This is a genomic window from Streptomyces sp. NPDC013157 (genome assembly GCF_042899865.1).
GTDB lineage: Bacteria > Actinomycetota > Actinomycetes > Streptomycetales > Streptomycetaceae > Streptomyces.
On record NZ_JBIBAK010000003.1, the window covers coordinates 440,486 to 456,408 of the forward strand.

The window sequence follows — 15,923 nt, forward strand, 5'->3', positions numbered from 1 at the left end:
CTGCACAGGAGGAGCCATGCGTCGTCTGCTCGCCGGTCTCGCGGCCGGCACCTTCCTGCTCGCCACGGCGGCCTGCGGCTCCTCCGGGGGCTCGTCGTCGACTGCCGGCTCGTCGGGCGGCACCACCACGGTCAAGGTGGGGATCATCCCCATCGTCGACGTGGCCCCCCTCTATCTCGGCCAGAAGGAGGGCTTCTTCAGCAAGCGCGGCCTGAAGCTGTCGACGACACTCGCGCAGGGCGGCGCGGCCATCGTGCCGGGTGTGACGAGTGGTCAGTTCCAGTTCGGGTTCTCCAACATGACCTCGCTGATGATCGCCCGGTCCAACGGTGTGCCGGTGCAGGCGATCGCCAACGGCGTGGCTTCGACGGGCGTGGCCGGCAAGGACTTCGGCGGGCTGGTCGTGAAGAAGGGCAGCAGCATCACGTCGCCGCAGCAGCTGGAGGGCAAGAAGGTCGCCGTCAACACGCTGAAGAACATCAACGAGACCGCCGTGCGCGAGTCCGTCCGCAAGGCGGGCGGCGACCCGGACAAGGTGAACTTCGTCGAGCTGGCCTTCGACCAGATGCCGGCCGCGCTCGACAAGGGCCGGATCGACGCGGCGATGGCCGTCGAGCCCGCGCTTGCGACCATGAAGCTCCAGGGCGCCACCGAGATCGCCTCGCCGCTGGTCGACGTGGCGCAGAACCTCACGGTGGCCATGTACTTCACGTCGACGTCCTACGCGCAGAAGAACCCGGCCGTCGTGAAGAAGTTCCAGGAGGCCGTCGCGGAGTCGCTGTCCTACGCCGACGCGCACCCGGACGAGGTCCGGCAGATCGTCACCACCTACACCAAGACCCCGGCGGACGTCCTGGCCGAGGTGACGCTGCCCAAGTGGCCCGCCGAGGCGAACCGTTCGTCGATCGAGACGCTGGAGAAGCTCAGCGAGCAGGACGGCCTCTTCAAGACGGCCCCCGACCTGGACAAGCTGCTGCCGTGACCAAAGCCGTGAAAGGTCCCGTGCAGGGTCTGAACGCCGTGCTGGGGGCGGCCGGGCTCGCGGCCTTCCTCGCCCTCGGCGAGGCGGTGCCGCGGCTCGGCCTGGTCAAGGCGGACTACTTCCCGCCGACCAGCCGGATCGCCCGTGCCCTCGGTACCGAACTCACCGACGGGGCCTTCTGGTCGGCGCTCGGCGAGACCCTCACCGGCTGGGCGGTGGGCCTGGCCGTCGCGGTCGGCGCCGGCATCGTGGCCGGCGTCGTCCTCTCCGTCGTCCCGCACCTGCGCGCGGCCACCGCCTCGACGATCGAGTTCCTCCGCCCGATCCCCTCGGTCGCCCTGATCCCCCTCGCGATCCTCCTCTACGGCACCGAACTCCGCTCGGTCCTCCTGCTCGTCGTCTACGCCTCCTTCTGGCAGGTCCTGATCCAGGTGATGTACGGCGTCCAGGACGTCGACCCGGTCGCCGAGGAGACGGCACGGTCGTACGGCCTCGGCACCTGGGCCCGGGTCCGCCACGTGCTGTGGCCGACCGCGCTGCCGTACGTGATGACCGGCGTCCGGCTGGCCGCCGCGGTCGCGCTGATCCTCACCATCACCGCCGAACTGGTCATCGGCGCACCGGGGCTGGGGCAGCAGATCGCGGTCGCGCAGGCGTCGCAGGCGGTGCCGGACATGTACGCCCTGATCGTGGTGACCGGGATGTTGGGGCTGGTCATCAACGTGGGCGCCCGGTCGGTGGAGCGGCGGGCGCTGGCCTGGCACCAGTCGGTGCGCGGGGAGGCGGCGGTGTGAAAAACGTCCTGCTGAAGGCCGGGTACGTCCTCGCCCTGCCCGCCGTCCTGGTCACGCTGTGGTGGCTGGCCTCCGCCGGCAGCACGAACGTCTACTGGCCGCCGCTGCGCACGATCCTGAAGACCTTCCCGGACGTCTGGACCGGTCAGCGGCTCCGCGACGACCTGCTGCGCAGTGTGCTGCGGCTGCTCGCCGGATACGCGTCGGCGGCCGTCGTGGGCGTGGCCCTGGGCACGGTCATCGGCTCGTACCGGCGGGTGCGGGCGGTGTGCGAACCGGTCCTGGAGTTCCTGCGGGCGGTGCCGCCGCCCGTCCTGGTCCCGGTCATCATGCTGTTCGCGGGCATCGGCGACTCCATGAAGATCGTGGTGATCGCCAGCGGCTGCGTCTGGCCGATCCTCCTCAACACGGTCGAGGGCGTCCGGGCGGTCGACCCGGTGATGGCGGAGACGGCCCGTTCCTACGGCATCACAGGCGTGGCCCGGCTGCGTACGCTGGTGCTGCGTTCGGCGAGCCCGCAGATCTTCGCGGGCCTGCGGCAGGCGCTGTCGATCGGGATCATCCTGATGGTCATCAGCGAGATGTTCGCGGCCAGCAACGGGCTCGGTTTCACCATCGTGCAGTTCCAGCGCGAGTTCGCGATCCCCGACATGTGGACCGGGATCCTGCTGCTGGGCCTGCTCGGCTTCGCGCTGTCGGTGGTCTTCCAGGTGGTCGAGCGGCGCGTGCTCGGCTGGTACCACGGGCTGCGCGCGACAACCCGGCGGTCCTGAATGAACCTCGCGAAGGGGCGGTCCATGCTCGACGTACGCGGTCTGCAGAAGGTCTACGACGGATCCGGCCGCCGCGTGGAGGCGGTGCGGGACCTCACCTTCACCGTGGCGGCGGGTGAACTCGTCTGCCTGGTCGGGCCGTCGGGCTGCGGCAAGACCACCCTGCTGAAGTGCATGGGCGGCCTGCTCACCCCGACCGGCGGTGAAGTCCTCCTGGAGGAGCGGAAGGTGACCGGGCCACCGCCCGGGATGGCGTTCGTCTTCCAGGAGTACGGCCGCAGCCTGTTCCCCTGGATGCGGGTCGCCGAGAACGTCGAACTCCCGCTGAAGCAGAAGCACCTGCCACGCGAGCGACGCAGGGAGCTGGTCGCCGACGCGCTCGGCTCGGTCGGTCTCGCGGACGCCGCCGGCGCCTACCCGTGGCAGCTCTCCGGCGGTATGCAGCAGCGGGTGGCGATCGCCCGCGCCCTCGCCTACGAGCCCCGGGTGCTGCTCATGGACGAGCCGTTCGCCGCCGTCGACGCCCAGACCCGGGCCGATCTGGAGGACCTGGTCCGGAGGCTGTGGCGGGAGCGCGGGATCACGATCCTGTTCGTCACCCACGACATCGACGAGGCGGTCTACCTGGGGCAGCGGGTGATCGTCCTGTCCGCCTCCCCGACCGTCGTCCGCGAGCAGCTGAAGGTCGATCTGCCGGACGACCGCGACCAGCTGCACACGCGGGTCGCCCCGCGCTTCGCCGAACTGCGGACCCACGTCTACGAGCAGATCCAGGCGGCGAAGCGCGGGGTTCCCCGGGAGGAGGACCCGGTCACGAAGTCGGATACGCCTCCACATCGCTGAACCGGCCCGTCGGGCGGCCCTTGTTGACGGTGACGGTGAGCCGCAGGCAGCGCACGTCCGGGCGGCTCAGCTCGTCAGCCAGGCCGCCGTGTCCTGCGGCAGCCGGCCGGCGTCGTCCAGCGGGCCGCTGCTGAGCAGGAGTCGGGAGTGGGCGGGGAGTTCGGCGGGGGCGGCGGCGAGGTTGACCACGCACGTCACGCCGTCGGCGCGGGTGAAGGCGAGGACGCCCTCGGGGGCGGGCAGCCAGGTCAGGGGGCCGTCGCCGAAGCGCGGGCGCAGCGCGACGGCGCGCCGGTAGAGGGCGAGCACGGAGTCCGCGTCGTCCTGCTGCCGGTCGACCGCGTACGACGCCCAGCCGGCCGGCTGCGGAAGCCACGGCTCCTCGCGCGAGCCGAAGCCCGCGTGCGGCGCCCCGGCCGCCCAGGGCAGCGGCACCCGGCAGCCGTCCCGGCCGGGGTCGGTGCCGCCGGACCGGAAGTACATCGGGTCCTGGATGCGGTCGACCGGGATCTCGGCCTCCGGCAGCCCCAGCTCCTCGCCCTGGTAGATGTAGACCGCGCCGGGCAGGGCCAGGGACAGCAGGGCGGCCGCGCGGGCCCGGCGGGTGCCGAGGGCGAGGTCGGTCGGGACGCCGAAGGCCTTGGCCGCGAAGTCGAAGCCGGTGTCCTCGCGGCCGTACCGGGTGGCCGTACGGGTCACGTCGTGGTTGCACAGCACCCAGGTGGCGGGGGCGCCGACCGGGGCGTGCTCGGCGAGGGTGGTGTCGATCGAGGTCCGCAGCCGGGCCGCGTCCCAGGGGCAGGACAGGAAGGAGAAGTTGAAGGCGGTGTGGAGTTCGTCGGGGCGCAGGTAGCGGGCGAAGCGTTCGGCGTCGGGGAGCCAGACCTCGCCGACGAAGACGCCGTCGTAGGCCTCGGCGACGGCGCGCCAGGAGCGGTAGACGTCGTGGAGTTCGTCGCGGTCGACGAAGGGGTGGGGGTGCGGGTGCGTGGCCAGGTCGGGCAGGTCCGGGTCCTTGGCGAGCAGGGCGGCCGAGTCGATGCGGACGCCGGCGACGCCCCGCTCGAACCAGAAGCGCAGGATGTCCTCGTGCTCCTGGTGGACGGCCGGATGGGCCCAGTTGAGGTCGGGCTGTTCGGGCGTGAAGAGGTGCAGGTACCAGTCGCCGTCGGGCAGCCGGGTCCAGACCGGTTCGGTGGAGCCGACGAACTGCGAGGGCCAGTCGTTGGGCGGGAGGTCGCCGTTCGGGCCGCGGCCGGGGCGGAAGTGGAACAGCTCGCGCTCGGGGCTGCCGGGTCCGGCGGCGAGCGCGGCCTGGAACCAGGGGTGCTGGTCGGAGACGTGGTTGGGGACGATGTCGACGATCGTCCGGATGCCCAGCTCCCTGGCCTCCGCGATGAGTTTCTCGGCCTCGGCGAGGGTGCCGAAGGCCGGGTCGATGGCCCGGTAGTCGGCGACGTCGTAACCGCCGTCCTTCATGGGTGACGGGTACCAGGGGCTGAACCACAGCGCGTCCACGCCGAGTTCGGCGAGGTACGGCAGCCTGGCGCGGACGCCCGCGAGGTCGCCGGTGCCGTCGCCGTCGCTGTCGGCGAAGCTGCGGACGTACACCTGGTAGATGACGGCCGAACGCCACCAGTCGCGGTCCTCGCGGTCCTCGTGGTCCTCGTGGTCCTTCGGGGCATGGCTGGGCTGTCCCACTGGGCGAACCTTTCTGTCGGAGGAGGGGCCGTCAGCCCTTGGTGCTGCCCGCGCTGATCCCCGCGATGATGTGCCGCTGGAAGACGAGGAACAGCGCGACCATCGGGATGCTGGCGATCACCATCGCGGCGATGAGCACGGTGAGCTGGATGTTCTGCGACAGCTGGACCAGGGCCACGCTGATGGGCTGCTTGTCGGTGTCGGAGAAGACCATCAGCGGCCACAGGAAGTCCTGCCAGACCGCCACCAGGGCGAAGATCGACACGACCCCGAGGACCGGACGGGACATGGGCAGGACCACGGACCAGAGGGTGCGCAGCTTTCCGGCGCCGTCGATCTCGGCGGCCTCCAGCACGTCGCGGGGCAGCTGGTCGAAGAACCGCTTGAGGAGATAGAGGTTGAAGGCGTTGGCGACGGCCGGCAGCCAGATGCCGAGCGGGTCGTTGAGCAGACTTGTGTGGATGAGCGGCAGGTCGGCGACGGTCAGGTACTTGGGTACGACCAGCGCCTGGGCCGGGACCATCAGGGTGGCCAGGATGCCGCCGAGGATCACCTTGCCGAAGGCCGGCTTCAGCTTCGACAGGGCGTAGGCGGCGGCCGTGCAGAACACGAGCTGGAAGGCCCAGGCACCGGCCGCCTGCACCACCGTGTTCCACAGGTGCTCCGGGAGCTGCATCAGGTCCCAGGCGTCGGTGTAGCCGGACAGGTGCCAGTGCTGGGGAATGAGGGTGGGCGGGGTCTGGGCGACCTCGTCCGGCGACTTCATCGCCCCGGTCACCATCCAGTACACGGGGAACAGGAAGGCGAGCGCGAAGAGGACGACGACACCGGTGAAGACGCTCCAGTAGACCGCCCTCCCGCGCGGACGGGCGAGCGTCGCGGGCGAGATCAGGGTGCGGGTGGCGCTGCTCATCCGTCCTCCCCGGACCGGGTCAGCCGCAGGTACACGGCGGAGAAGATGCCGAGCAGCACCAGGAGCATCACGCTGAGTGCGCAGGCGCCGCCGAAGTCGTTGTAGAGGAAGGCGTACTTGTAGATCAGGTAGAGCACGGTGACCGTGGCGTTCTCCGGGCCGCCGCCCGTGATGACGAACGGCTCGGTGAACACCTGCATGGTGGCGATGATCTGAAGCAGCATCAGCATGAGGATGACGAACCGGGTCTGAGGGATCGTCACGTGCCGGACGCGCTGCAGGAGATGCGCGCCGTCCAGTTCGGCGGCCTCGTACAGCTCGCCGGGGATGGACTGGAGGGCGGCCAGGTAGATCAGGACGGTGCCGCCCATGTTGGCCCAGGTGGCCACGATCACCAGGGAGATCAGCGCGGTGCCGGTGCCGTTGGTCCAGTTCGAGGTGGGCAGGTGCAGGAAGCGCAGCGTCTCGTTGGCGAGGCCGGCCCCGGGGTCGTAGAACCACTTCCACAGCAGGGCGCTGACCACCGGCGGGATCATCACCGGGAGGTAGACCACGACCCGGAAGAACGCCTTCGCGTGCCGCAGTTCGTTGAGGACCAGGGCGAGGACGAAGGGGATCGCGAAGCCGATCAGCAGGGCCAGCAGCGTGAAGGTGAGGGTGTTGCGCCAGGCCGCCGAGAACTCGGGGTCGTGCAGGACCCGGGTGAAGTTGGCGGTGCCGACCCACTCGGCGGACGAGCCCGGCGTGTACTTCTGGAAGGAGATCACGACGGCGCGGATCGCCGGGTACCAGGAGAACAGGGCGAAGCAGATCAGTCCGCCGAGCAGGAAGCCGTAGGCGCGGGCCTGGTCGGTGATCCGGCGCCGCGTCCGGTCCCCTGCCGGGGGCGGCGCCGGGGTCTGGCGGGCGTCGGCCGCCGCCGGGGCGGGCCGTCGCGCGGCCGTCTTGGTCGTCACGGGTCAGCCCCTGGCCAGGATGCCGTCGATCTTGTCGTTGGCGTCCTTGAGGAGCTGGTCGATGTCGGCGTCCTTCTTGGTGAGGACCGCGGAGACGGTGCCGTCGAGGACGGAGTAGATCTGCTGGGCGTCCGGCGGCTCGATCTTCATCTGCAGCGACTGGTTGCCGTCGAGGAACGCCTGGTAGTTCTCCACCGGCACGTTGGCGTTGGCCTTCTTGACCGCCTGGTCCTTGGCGTCGGCGGCGCCGGTGAACAGGCGGGGCTCGGGCAGGCCGACGGGCGCGTTGTTCTTCTTGGCGCGGGCGTAGTCGCCGAGGAAGCCGTCACCGGGGGTGAGGAACATGGAGTCGAGCCACTTGAGGCCGGCGCGGATCTGGGCGGGGGTGTCCTTCTTGTTGAACATGTAGCCGTCGCCGCCAATGAGCGTGCCCTTGCCGCCGGGCATCGGGCCGAGGGCGAGGTCCTTGTAGTTGCCGCCCTTCTCCTTCACCAGGATCGGGATGTTGTCCGGCGCCGAGAGGTACATGCCGAGCTTGCCCGAACCCATCATCTGCTGCACGTCGTTGATGATCAGCAGCTGCTTGCTGCCCATCGAGTCGTCGGTCCAGCGCATGTCGTGCAGGTTCTGCAGGACCGCGTGGCCCTCGGGGGTGTCGACGGTCGCCGACTTCCCGTCGGCCGACACCACGTCACCGCCCTGGGAGTACATCTCCGCGGTGAAGTGCCAGCCGCCCTGGTTCTGCGCGCTGTAGTCGGCGTACCCGACGGTGCCGTTGCCGAGGGCGGCGATCTTCTTGGCGTCGGCGCGGACCTCGTCCCAGGTCGTCGGCGGCTTGTCGGGGTCGAGGCCTGCCTGCTGGAAGAGCTTGCGGTTGTAGATCAGGCCCATCGAGTAGCCGGTGCGCGGGATGCCGTAGACCTTGCCGTCGACGGTGTAGATGTCCCGCAGCTGCTTCTGGATGGTGTCGTAGCTCTTCAGTTCCTTGAGGTACGGCGTGAGGTCGGCCGCCTGGTTGATGTCCACGACGTGCTTGGCGTCGGTGAAGTACGTGTAGAACACGTCCTCCATCTGGCCGCCGGCGAGCTTGGCGTCGAAGGTCTTCGGGTCCTGGCAGGGGAACGCGTCGTGCGCGACGACGTCGATGTCCGGGTTCTTCTTCTCGAAGTCGGCGATGTCCTGGTCGAAGAAGGACCGGTCGACCTTGGCGCTCTTCGGCGGCTCGCAGTTGACGGTGATGCGCGTCCTGCCGCTGCCCGCGTCGTCGTCGCCCGACCCGCAGGCCGTGGCGGAGAGCGCGAGTGAGGAACAGACGCCGATCGCGACGAGAGCACGGCGGAACCCGGTGCTGGACATCGGTGGACCCCCCAGAACAGGAGCAGTTGGGCGCCGCACCGGGACCGGTGGGCGCCGCACACTCAAGCACCGGCAGCACCGCCGCGCAAGATGTCACGCAGAATCTGTAATTATTCGACAGCGGATGGGATCTCCTGGGCTCAGGCTTTCGGCGCTTGCGCGGTCGACCCCCTGACGACCAGCTCGGGCTCGAACAGCAGCTCCTCCGCCGGTACGACCGTGCCGCCGATCTGCGCGTTGAGCAGCTCGACGGCGGCCCTGCCCATGGCCTCGATGGGCTGGCGGACGGTGGTGAGCGGGGGCTCGGTGCAGTTCATGAACGCCGAGTCGTCGTAACCGACCACCGAGACCCGGGAGGGCACCTCGTACCCCTTGCGGCGGGCCGCGCGGACGGCGCCCAGGGCGAGGGGGTCGCTGGCGCAGATGATGCCGGTGACACCGCGGTCGATGAGCCGGGACGCGGCCGCGTGGCCGCCCTCGATGGAGAAGATCGCACGGGCCACGAACTCGTCCGGCACGTCGCCGATCACCCGCGCCGCCGCCAGCTTCCGCGCCGAGGGGACGTGGTCGCCGGGGCCGAGGACCAGGCCGATGCGCTCGTGCCCCAGGGAGGCGAGGTGCCGCCAGGCCTGCTCCACCGCCACCGCGTCGTCGCAGGACACGCCGGGGAAGCCGAGGTGCTCGATGGCCGCGTTGACCAGCACCACCGGGATGTTGCGGTCGGCGAGCAGCCGGTAGTGGTCGTGCGGCGCCTCGGCCTGGGCGTAGAGCCCGCCGGCGAACACCACGCCGGAGACCTGCTGTTGCAGCAGGAGCTCCACGTAGTCCGCCTCGGAGACCCCGCCCTTGGTCTGGGTGCACAGCACGGGCGTGAGCCCGAGCTGTGCCAGGGCGCCGCCGATGACCTCGGCGAACGCCGGGAAGATGGGATTCTGCAGCTCGGGCAGGACCAGACCGACGAGCCGGGCGCGCTCGCCGCGCAGTTGGGTGGGGCGCTCGTACCCGAGCACGTCGAGGGCCGAGAGCACCGCCTGCCGGGTCGCCTCGGAGACCCCCGGCTTGCCGTTGAGCACCCGGCTGACCGTGGCCTCGCTGACCCCGACCTTCTTGGCTACTTCCGCAAGTCGTCGCGTCATGCACGCAAGAGTAGCGTAATTTACGCAAGCTGCTTGCGTAAGCGGCACCCGCCGCTGCCGAGGGGCACACGCATGATCTGCTCGCCATCGGCGAAGCGCCGCAGAAGCAAGCGCGGCAGGGCCCGTCTCCCCGGCATCGCCTTTCCCGGACAGCGGAGAGCTCGCGGTCCAACCGGCGCCCCGGCCCCTTCGACAGGTGGAACTCGAAGAAGAGGCAATGGGGGTCAGTTGACCGACGGGTCGCTGTTCTCCCGTCGGGAGGTGGTGCCGAGCAATGCACGTGCGACGTCTTCCAACGGTCCGAGCAGTGGGTTGGGGTCGTCTGCGCGCGTGACGAGTACGACCTCGCAGGGATCGATGTCGATGACCGGCACCAGGGCGACGTCCTCGCGCGCAGCGGCGCGTCGGTCGCCGGCAGGGAAGATCGCGACACAGTGGCCGGTCGCGATGAGTTCCAGCTTGTCCTCGTAGCTGTCGTCGATCGCGGGCGGGGGTGGTGCCGGGCGGTCGCCGACCGGCTTGGGCGTGCTCCAGACAACCGGAGTGCTGACGCAGGCCACCAGTTCCTCGGCCGACAGGGTCCGCAGGCTGACAGCCTTCTCTTTCGCCAGACGATGTCCGGCCGACGTGACGAGAACCCGCGACTCCTCGTGGAGCTTGGTCACCCGGAAGCCGTCCGTGGGGAAGGACAGCGGCCTGTACGCGACGAGTGCGTCGACCCGCCTCTCGGCGAGGGCGTGCATGTCCCGCCAGTCGAGGTGCCGGGTGCGGACCTGGCCGTCAGGGTGCCGGCGGCGTAGTTCTTGCACACAGGCGGTGATGACCAGTCCTTCGGCGTAGCCGACGGTGACGGTTCGGGGCTGGGCGGCTGCCCTGGCCGTGCGAGCGGCTTGCTCGGCCTCCTGGAGCAGTGTCCGGGCCCTGGGCAGGAATGCCCGACCGGCGTCGGTGAGGCTGCTGCCCTGCGGCGAACGGTCGAAAAGCCGGACACCGAGCCGAGCCTCCAGTCGCTGGATCTGACGGCTCAGCGACGGCTGCGCCAGGTGCAGCTCGGTGGCGGCCCGGCCGAAGTTGCCGTACTCCGCCACGACCGTGAAATAGCGCACGAGCCGCAGATCGACGTCCATTCGCCCAGGGTACGTCGCATGTCTTCATACGCCTGGGACATGACGGCATACGGAACAGGTCTTGGACAGGGGGTGCGGGTGGATATTTGGGTTGAGGGCATGAGCACTTACGACGGCAAGAAGATCGTGATCACGGGTGGAAGCAGCGGTATCGGCCTGACTACGGCCCGGTTGTTCGCGGACGGTGGGGCGCGCGTACTGATCACCGGCCGCACCCGGTCCACCCTGGACGCCGCGCTGGAGCAGTTGGGGGACAAGGCGGTCGCCGTCCGCAGCGACGCCGCCGACCTGAAGGACATCGAGGCGCTGGCCGGTGCGGTCAGCGAGTGCTTCGGCACCGTGGACGCGCTGTTCGTCAACGCCGGTGTCACTGCGTCCGCGCCGTTCGACGCGACGACGGAGGAGATGTACGACGCGCTGTTCGGCATCAACACCAAGGGCCCGTACTTCACGGTGCAGGCGTTGGCGCCGCTTTTGCGCGAAGGGAGCGGCGTGGTCCTCACCACGTCGGTGGTGAACGTCCTGGGCCTCGACGCGCTCAGTGTCTACTCGGCGAGCAAGGCGGCCCTGCGGTCGATGACGCGCACCCTGGCCCGCGAGTTGCTGCCGCGCAAGGTGCGCGTCAATGCCGTGAGCCCCGGCCCGATCGACACCGGCATCCTGGACCGCTCCCTGCCCGCCGACGTCGCCGAGACGATGAAGGACACCTACCGGAGCACCAACCCCATGCAGCGACTGGGGATGTCCGAGGAAGTGGCCGCCGCGGTGGCCTACTTGGCGTTCGGTGCGACCTTCTCGACGGGAACGGAGTTCCCTGTCGACGGAGGGGCTTCGCAACTCTAGGTGCTCTGACCAGTGGTCAGACGCCGGCGAAGGCGGACAGGAGGGTGTCCGTGCGGAGCCGGAGCTCACTTGTGCCTGCTCCTGTGACGCTGACGGACACTTCCTGGCCGCCGGCTTCGATGGTGTCCCAGTCGGTTCCGTCCAAGGCGTATCCGGCGTAGCGGGAGAGCAACTCGAGGAAGGCACGCCGGTTCCGGCCCCAGATCCATCCGGCGATCGGCTCGGTCACACGTTGCCCGTCTCTGCGAGAGGGACGGCATCGCAGACGTGGTCTGCCGTCAGGCCGCGCCGGCGGCCCGAACGGGGAAGGCGGTCTGGCCGTCGAACGGCTCGCGGTGCCGGAGGCAGTGGCGGAGCTGTCCGAGCGTGCGGTTGAAAAGTCCCTCTGGGCGGCAGCGCGCCAGTCTCCGTGGCTGTCGCGGCGCCTGGGTTCGGGGGCGACGGCAGGAGCACACGCAGCCGAAGCTCGGCTTCCCGGCTCGCCGTTCTCAGACGCGGCTGGCGGTCGCCGTGTCCGCCGAGAGCCGTTGCGCGACGTAGATCGGGACGACGGACAGCAGGACGAGCACCGCCGCCACCACGTTCACCACCGGCGCCTGCTGCGGGCGGGTCATGTTGTCGAAGATCCACAGGGGCAGGGTCTGGACGCCCGGACCGGCGGTGAAGGTGGTGACCACGATCTCGTCGAAGGAGAGCGCGAAGGCGAGCAGCCCGCCCGCGAGCAGCGCCGAGCGCACCAGCGGGAAGGTGACGTCGGCGAAGGCGCGGAAGGTGTCGGCGCCCAGGTCGGCCGCCGCCTCCTCGTAGCTGCCGGAGGTGCGGCGCAGCCGGGCGACGACGTTGTTGAAGACGATCACGACGCAGAAGGTGGCGTGCCCGACGACCACGGTGAACAGGCCGAGCCCGACGCCGAGGGGTTCGAGGACCGCGCTGAAGGCCGAGTTGAGAGCGATGCCGGTGACGATGCCGGGCAGCGCGATCGGCAGGACGACCACGAAGGAGAGCGCGTCCCGGCCGAAGAAGCGGTACCGGGCGACCGCGAAGGCGATCAGCGTGCCGAGCACCAGGGCGATCGCGGTGGCGCCGAGCCCGGCCTTCACGGAGGTCCACAGGGCGTCGCGGGCGCCGGAGCTGTGCCAGGCGGCCGACCACCAGCGGGTGGTCAGGCCGGGCGGGGGCCAGCTCGCGCTGCGGTCGGGGTTGAGGGAGTTGACGAGGACCAGCAGCAACGGCACGTAGATCACGGCGAAGCCGAGGCCGGCGGCGAGGCGCAGGGCGACTCGGGCGGGCCGGGAGAGTGTCATGTGTGACATGTGACATAGCACCCTGTTGTCAGAGGCTGCTCAACGCCCCCGTCCGCCGCATCGCCAGCAGATACAGCACGATGACGACGACCGGGACGGTGGCGAGGGCTGCGGCCATGGGCAGGTTGAGTTCGATGTTGGCGTAGACGAGGTTGCCGATGAGCTGGGTCTTGCCGCCGACGATCTGCACGGTGATGTAGTCGCCGAGGCTGAGCGAGAACGTGAACACCGACCCGGCGGCGACCGACGGCAGCACCATCGGCAGCACCACGGACCGGAAGGTCCGCCCCGCACGGGCGCCCAGGTCCGCCGACGCGTCGAGGAGGTTGTCGGGCAGCTGCTCCAGCGCGGTGTGGATGGGCAGGATCATGTACGGCAGCCACAGGTAGGTCAGGGTCAGCACGGTGGCCGGCAGTCCGAAGCCCGGCCCGCTCAGCCCGAGCGGTTTCAGCAGCCAGTCGGCGAGCCCGCCCTCGGACAGGATCAGCCGCCACGCGTACACCTTGACCAGGTAACTCGCCCACAGCGGCGTGAGGATGGCGACCACGAGCAGCGGGCGCCGGCTCGGCTTGGCGACGCGGGCGGTGTAGAAGGCGACCGGGAAGGCGAGCACCGCGCACAGGGCGGTCACCGCGAGGGCGACGCCGACGCTGCGCAGAATCACCTGCCGGAACACCGGCGTGGTGAACAGCTCGTGGAAGTTGTCGGTCGACCAGACCTTGACGACCTCGGAGGTGAAGGAGTCCGTCGTCCAGAACGCGGAGACGAACAGCACGGCCAGTGAGCCGAGATAGAGCACGGCCAGCCACAACAGCGGGGCGGTCAGCAGCAGGGCGAGGCGGAGCCGGGGGCGCCGGTGCAGCGCCCCCGCGGTCCGGGTGAGCAGGGCCATGGGTCAGCCTTTGATCTCGGTCCAGGCCTGCACCCACTTGGCGTACGGCACGCACTTGACGTCGGTGCGGCCGTCCAGGCACTGCTCGATGGGCGTGTTCCAGAAGGCGATGTTCTTCCAGTAGCTCTCGTCGGCCGCGTGGTAGGTGGTGCAGAAGTTCTTGTCGCTGGTCAGGGCGCAGGCCTTGGCATTGGCGGGGGCCTCGCCGAAGTACTCGGCGACCTCGGCGTTGACCTTCGGGGAGACGATCCAGTTCAGCCACCGGTAGGCGCAGTCGGGGTGCTTGGCCTTGGCGGAGACCATCCAGGTGTCGGACCACCCGGTGGAGCCTTCCTTGGGCACGAAGGCTTTCACCTTGGCGCCCTCGCCGGCGGCCAGGTTGGCGATGACCTGCCAGCTGGTGCCGATGACGGAGTCGCCGCTCTTGAAGGCGGAGATCTCCTTGAGGTAGTCGCTCCAGTACTCGCCGATGTCCGCGTTCTGCTGCTTGAGCAGGGCGACGGCCGCGTCGAACTGCTTCTGGTCGAGCGCGTAGGGATCCTTGATCTTCAGCTCGGGCTTGGTGGCCTTGAGATACAGGGCCGCGTCGGCGATGTAGATCGGCGAGTCGTACGCGGTGACATGGCCCTTGTACTTCCCGGCGTCGTCGAAGACGGCCGACCAGGAGGTGGGTGCGGGGCTGACCTTCTGGGTGTTGTACATCAGCAGGTTGGCGCCGCGGCCGTGCGGGATGCCGTACATCTGGCCCTTGACCGAGTTCCAGGCGCCGTTCTTCAGGCCGCTGAAGACGTCCTTGTAGTTGGGTACGAGCTTGGTGTTGACGGGGGCGGCGTCGCCGGAGGCGATCAGGCGCAGGGAGGCGTCGCCGGAGGCGGAGACGGCGTCGTACTGGCCGGTCTTCATCAGTTTGACCATCTCGTCGGAGCTGGCGGCGACCTTGGAGTTGACCTGGCAGCCGGTCTGCTTCTCGAAGTCGGTGACCCAGTCCACCTTGGGGTCGTCGGAGCCGTCCTCGACATAGCCGGCCCAGGCGATCAGGTTCACCTCGCCCTCGGACTTGCCCAGCTTTGCCAGGGGTTTGAGGTCGGGCGGGTTGAGGCCGGTCGAGGAGCCGGAGCCGGAGGAGCCGCAGGCGGTGGCGGCCAGCAGCAGCGCGGCGAAGGCGGCCGCGGTGAGGGGACGGGTGAGGCGCACGGCGTACTCCAGACGTGAGGGACGGCGGATCCGGACGTGAGGGGACGGCGGGTCAGTCGGGGACGTGGACGGTGTGCCGGCGCTGCCAGCGCAGCCGGACGCGGGTGCCTCGGTAGGCGGTGACGTCCTCGGCGGAGGTGTCGAGGTTCTGCTGGAGCGCGGTGAGCCGGCCGCCGCCGTCCAGGTCGACCAGGAAGCGGGTGGCGTCGCCCAGGTAGACCACCTCGGCGACGGTGCCGAGAGCGGTGACGTGCCCTTCCGGGTCCGGGTCGGCGCTCTCGCCGAGGACCCGGATCTTCTCCGGGCGGACGCTGTGGGTGCCGCTCTCGCCGAGCACGCGCAGGGCGGTCTGGCCGGAGAGCAGGTTGGAGGTGCCGACGAAGGAGGCGACGAACGCGGTCTCGGGGCGTTCGTAGATCTCGGCGGGGGTGCCGACCTGTTCGATGCGGCCCTGGTGGAAGACGGCGACGCGGTCGCTCATCGTCAGTGCCTCCTCCTGGTCGTGGGTGACGAAGACGAAGGTGATGCCGACCTCGCGCTGCAGGGCCTTGAGTTCGATCTGCATCTGCTCGCGCAGCTTGAGGTCGAGAGCGCCGAGCGGCTCGTCGAGGAGGAGGACGCGGGGGCGTCCGACGAGGGCGCGGGCGAGGGCGACGCGCTGGCGCTGGCCGCCGGAGAGCTGGGAGGGGCGGCGGGCGCCGTAGCCGTCGAGGCGGACCTCGGCGAGGGCCTTGCGGGCGCGGACCAGGCGTTCGGCCTTGGGGATCCCCCGGACCTTGAGGGAGTAGGCGACGTTCTGCTCGACGCTCATGTGCGGGAACAGGGCGTAGTCCTGGAAGACGGTGTGCACGTCGCGTTCGAAGGGGGCGCGGCGGGTGACGTCCTGCCCGGCGAGTTCGATCGTGCCCGAGGTGGGGGTCTCGAAGCCGGCTATCAGGCGCAGCACGGTGGTCTTGCCGGAGCCGGAGGGGCCGAGCATCGAGAAGAACTCGCCGTCCCGGATCTCCAGGTCGACGCCGGCCACGGCGCTCGTGTCGCCGAACGACTTCCGCAGATCCCGCAACCGGATCGCGCTGGCCTCCATGGGCGGGAACCTCTCTGCCGCTCTC

At 69.9% G+C, this 15,923-nt stretch carries 16 protein-coding genes; 5 read left to right on the plus strand and 11 right to left on the minus strand.

Annotation, left to right across the window (positions count from 1 at the left end; translation table 11 throughout):
- Positions 1-16: 16 nt before the first annotated feature.
- Genes ACFY6U_RS12210 through ACFY6U_RS12225 form a run of 4 tightly spaced genes read left to right on the plus strand, consistent with a single transcriptional unit; the run spans position 17 to position 3,392 of the window.
- Positions 17-982 carry an ABC transporter substrate-binding protein gene (locus tag ACFY6U_RS12210; protein WP_390037238.1) on the plus strand — a complete coding sequence of 322 codons (966 nt, stop codon included), beginning with the start codon at positions 17-19 and terminating at the stop codon, positions 980-982.
- A 20-nt stretch (positions 983-1,002) separates the two neighbouring features.
- Complete coding sequence (locus ACFY6U_RS12215) at positions 1,003-1,776, plus strand: ABC transporter permease (RefSeq protein ID WP_390037641.1); 774 nt, start codon at positions 1,003-1,005, stop codon at positions 1,774-1,776.
- Entirely contained in the window at positions 1,773-2,549 is a 777-nt protein-coding gene (locus ACFY6U_RS12220; RefSeq protein WP_390037240.1) for an ABC transporter permease, read from the plus strand. The genes ACFY6U_RS12215 and ACFY6U_RS12220 overlap by 4 nt, the downstream gene beginning before the upstream one ends.
- A 24-nt stretch (positions 2,550-2,573) precedes the next feature.
- The gene (locus ACFY6U_RS12225) at positions 2,574-3,392 is read left to right on the plus strand and encodes an ABC transporter ATP-binding protein (RefSeq protein WP_390037242.1); all 819 of its coding nucleotides are present in this window, start codon (positions 2,574-2,576) and stop codon (positions 3,390-3,392) included.
- A gap of 66 nt (positions 3,393-3,458) precedes the next feature.
- Here the strand turns inward: ACFY6U_RS12225 and ACFY6U_RS12230 are convergent, their stop codons facing one another.
- The 6 genes from ACFY6U_RS12230 to ACFY6U_RS12255 form a co-directional block, all read right to left on the minus strand.
- A complete protein-coding gene (locus ACFY6U_RS12230; RefSeq protein WP_390037244.1) occupies positions 3,459-5,093 on the minus strand; it encodes a glycoside hydrolase family 13 protein in 1,635 nt (544 codons plus the stop codon).
- Positions 5,094-5,124: 31 nt separating this feature from the next.
- A complete protein-coding gene (locus ACFY6U_RS12235; protein WP_390037246.1) occupies positions 5,125-6,006 on the minus strand; it encodes a carbohydrate ABC transporter permease in 882 nt (293 codons plus the stop codon).
- Entirely contained in the window at positions 6,003-6,962 is a 960-nt protein-coding gene (locus tag ACFY6U_RS12240) for a carbohydrate ABC transporter permease (RefSeq protein WP_390037248.1), read from the minus strand. Before ACFY6U_RS12240 ends, ACFY6U_RS12235 begins: the two co-directional genes overlap by 4 nt.
- Positions 6,963-6,965: 3 nt before the next feature.
- Complete coding sequence (locus ACFY6U_RS12245; protein WP_390037250.1) at positions 6,966-8,318, minus strand: ABC transporter substrate-binding protein; 1,353 nt, start codon at positions 8,316-8,318, stop codon at positions 6,966-6,968.
- A gap of 140 nt (positions 8,319-8,458) precedes the next feature.
- Positions 8,459-9,454, minus strand: coding sequence for a LacI family DNA-binding transcriptional regulator (locus ACFY6U_RS12250; protein ID WP_390037252.1), 996 nt, complete (start codon positions 9,452-9,454; stop codon positions 8,459-8,461).
- A gap of 224 nt (positions 9,455-9,678) precedes the next feature.
- Entirely contained in the window at positions 9,679-10,581 is a 903-nt protein-coding gene (locus ACFY6U_RS12255) for a LysR family transcriptional regulator (RefSeq protein WP_390037254.1), read from the minus strand.
- Between the two features lie 99 nt (positions 10,582-10,680).
- Here ACFY6U_RS12255 and ACFY6U_RS12260 point away from each other — a divergent pair, with 99 nt between their 5' ends.
- Positions 10,681-11,424 (plus strand): SDR family oxidoreductase, encoded by a 744-nt coding sequence (locus ACFY6U_RS12260; RefSeq protein WP_390037256.1) that lies wholly within the window; start codon positions 10,681-10,683, stop codon positions 11,422-11,424.
- A 16-nt stretch (positions 11,425-11,440) separates the two neighbouring features.
- On the opposite strand, the gene ACFY6U_RS12265 is transcribed toward ACFY6U_RS12260, so the two are convergent.
- The 5 genes from ACFY6U_RS12265 to ACFY6U_RS12285 form a co-directional block, all read right to left on the minus strand.
- Positions 11,441-11,653 (minus strand): hypothetical protein, encoded by a 213-nt coding sequence (locus tag ACFY6U_RS12265; RefSeq protein WP_390037258.1) that lies wholly within the window; start codon positions 11,651-11,653, stop codon positions 11,441-11,443.
- Positions 11,654-11,912: 259 nt separating this feature from the next.
- Complete coding sequence (locus tag ACFY6U_RS12270; protein ID WP_390037643.1) at positions 11,913-12,728, minus strand: ABC transporter permease; 816 nt, start codon at positions 12,726-12,728, stop codon at positions 11,913-11,915.
- Positions 12,729-12,756: 28 nt separating this feature from the next.
- Positions 12,757-13,620, minus strand: coding sequence for an ABC transporter permease (locus ACFY6U_RS12275; RefSeq protein WP_390037260.1), 864 nt, complete (start codon positions 13,618-13,620; stop codon positions 12,757-12,759).
- Between the two features lie 3 nt (positions 13,621-13,623).
- Positions 13,624-14,814 (minus strand): ABC transporter substrate-binding protein, encoded by a 1,191-nt coding sequence (locus ACFY6U_RS12280; protein WP_390037262.1) that lies wholly within the window; start codon positions 14,812-14,814, stop codon positions 13,624-13,626.
- 52 nt (positions 14,815-14,866) lie between these two features.
- Entirely contained in the window at positions 14,867-15,898 is a 1,032-nt protein-coding gene (locus ACFY6U_RS12285) for an ABC transporter ATP-binding protein (protein ID WP_390037263.1), read from the minus strand.
- Between the last annotated feature and the right edge of the window lie 25 nt (positions 15,899-15,923).

What these genes read in the sequence shown, in the direction of transcription:
- ACFY6U_RS12210 (WP_390037238.1), top strand. Translation starts at nt 17, where the DNA reads ATGCGTCGTCTGCTCGCCGGTCTCGCGGCCGGCACCTTCCTGCTCGCC.
- ACFY6U_RS12225 (WP_390037242.1), top strand. Translation starts at nt 2,574, where the DNA reads ATGCTCGACGTACGCGGTCTGCAGAAGGTCTACGACGGATCCGGCCGC.
- ACFY6U_RS12235 (WP_390037246.1), bottom strand. Translation starts at nt 6,006, where the DNA reads ATGAGCAGCGCCACCCGCACCCTGATCTCGCCCGCGACGCTCGCCCGT.
- ACFY6U_RS12245 (WP_390037250.1), bottom strand. Translation starts at nt 8,318, where the DNA reads ATGTCCAGCACCGGGTTCCGCCGTGCTCTCGTCGCGATCGGCGTCTGT.
- ACFY6U_RS12250 (WP_390037252.1), bottom strand. Translation starts at nt 9,454, where the DNA reads ATGACGCGACGACTTGCGGAAGTAGCCAAGAAGGTCGGGGTCAGCGAG.
- ACFY6U_RS12255 (WP_390037254.1), bottom strand. Translation starts at nt 10,581, where the DNA reads ATGGACGTCGATCTGCGGCTCGTGCGCTATTTCACGGTCGTGGCGGAG.
- ACFY6U_RS12260 (WP_390037256.1), top strand. Translation starts at nt 10,681, where the DNA reads ATGAGCACTTACGACGGCAAGAAGATCGTGATCACGGGTGGAAGCAGC.
- ACFY6U_RS12270 (WP_390037643.1), bottom strand. Translation starts at nt 12,728, where the DNA reads ATGACACTCTCCCGGCCCGCCCGAGTCGCCCTGCGCCTCGCCGCCGGC.
- ACFY6U_RS12275 (WP_390037260.1), bottom strand. Translation starts at nt 13,620, where the DNA reads ATGGCCCTGCTCACCCGGACCGCGGGGGCGCTGCACCGGCGCCCCCGG.
- ACFY6U_RS12285 (WP_390037263.1), bottom strand. Translation starts at nt 15,898, where the DNA reads ATGGAGGCCAGCGCGATCCGGTTGCGGGATCTGCGGAAGTCGTTCGGC.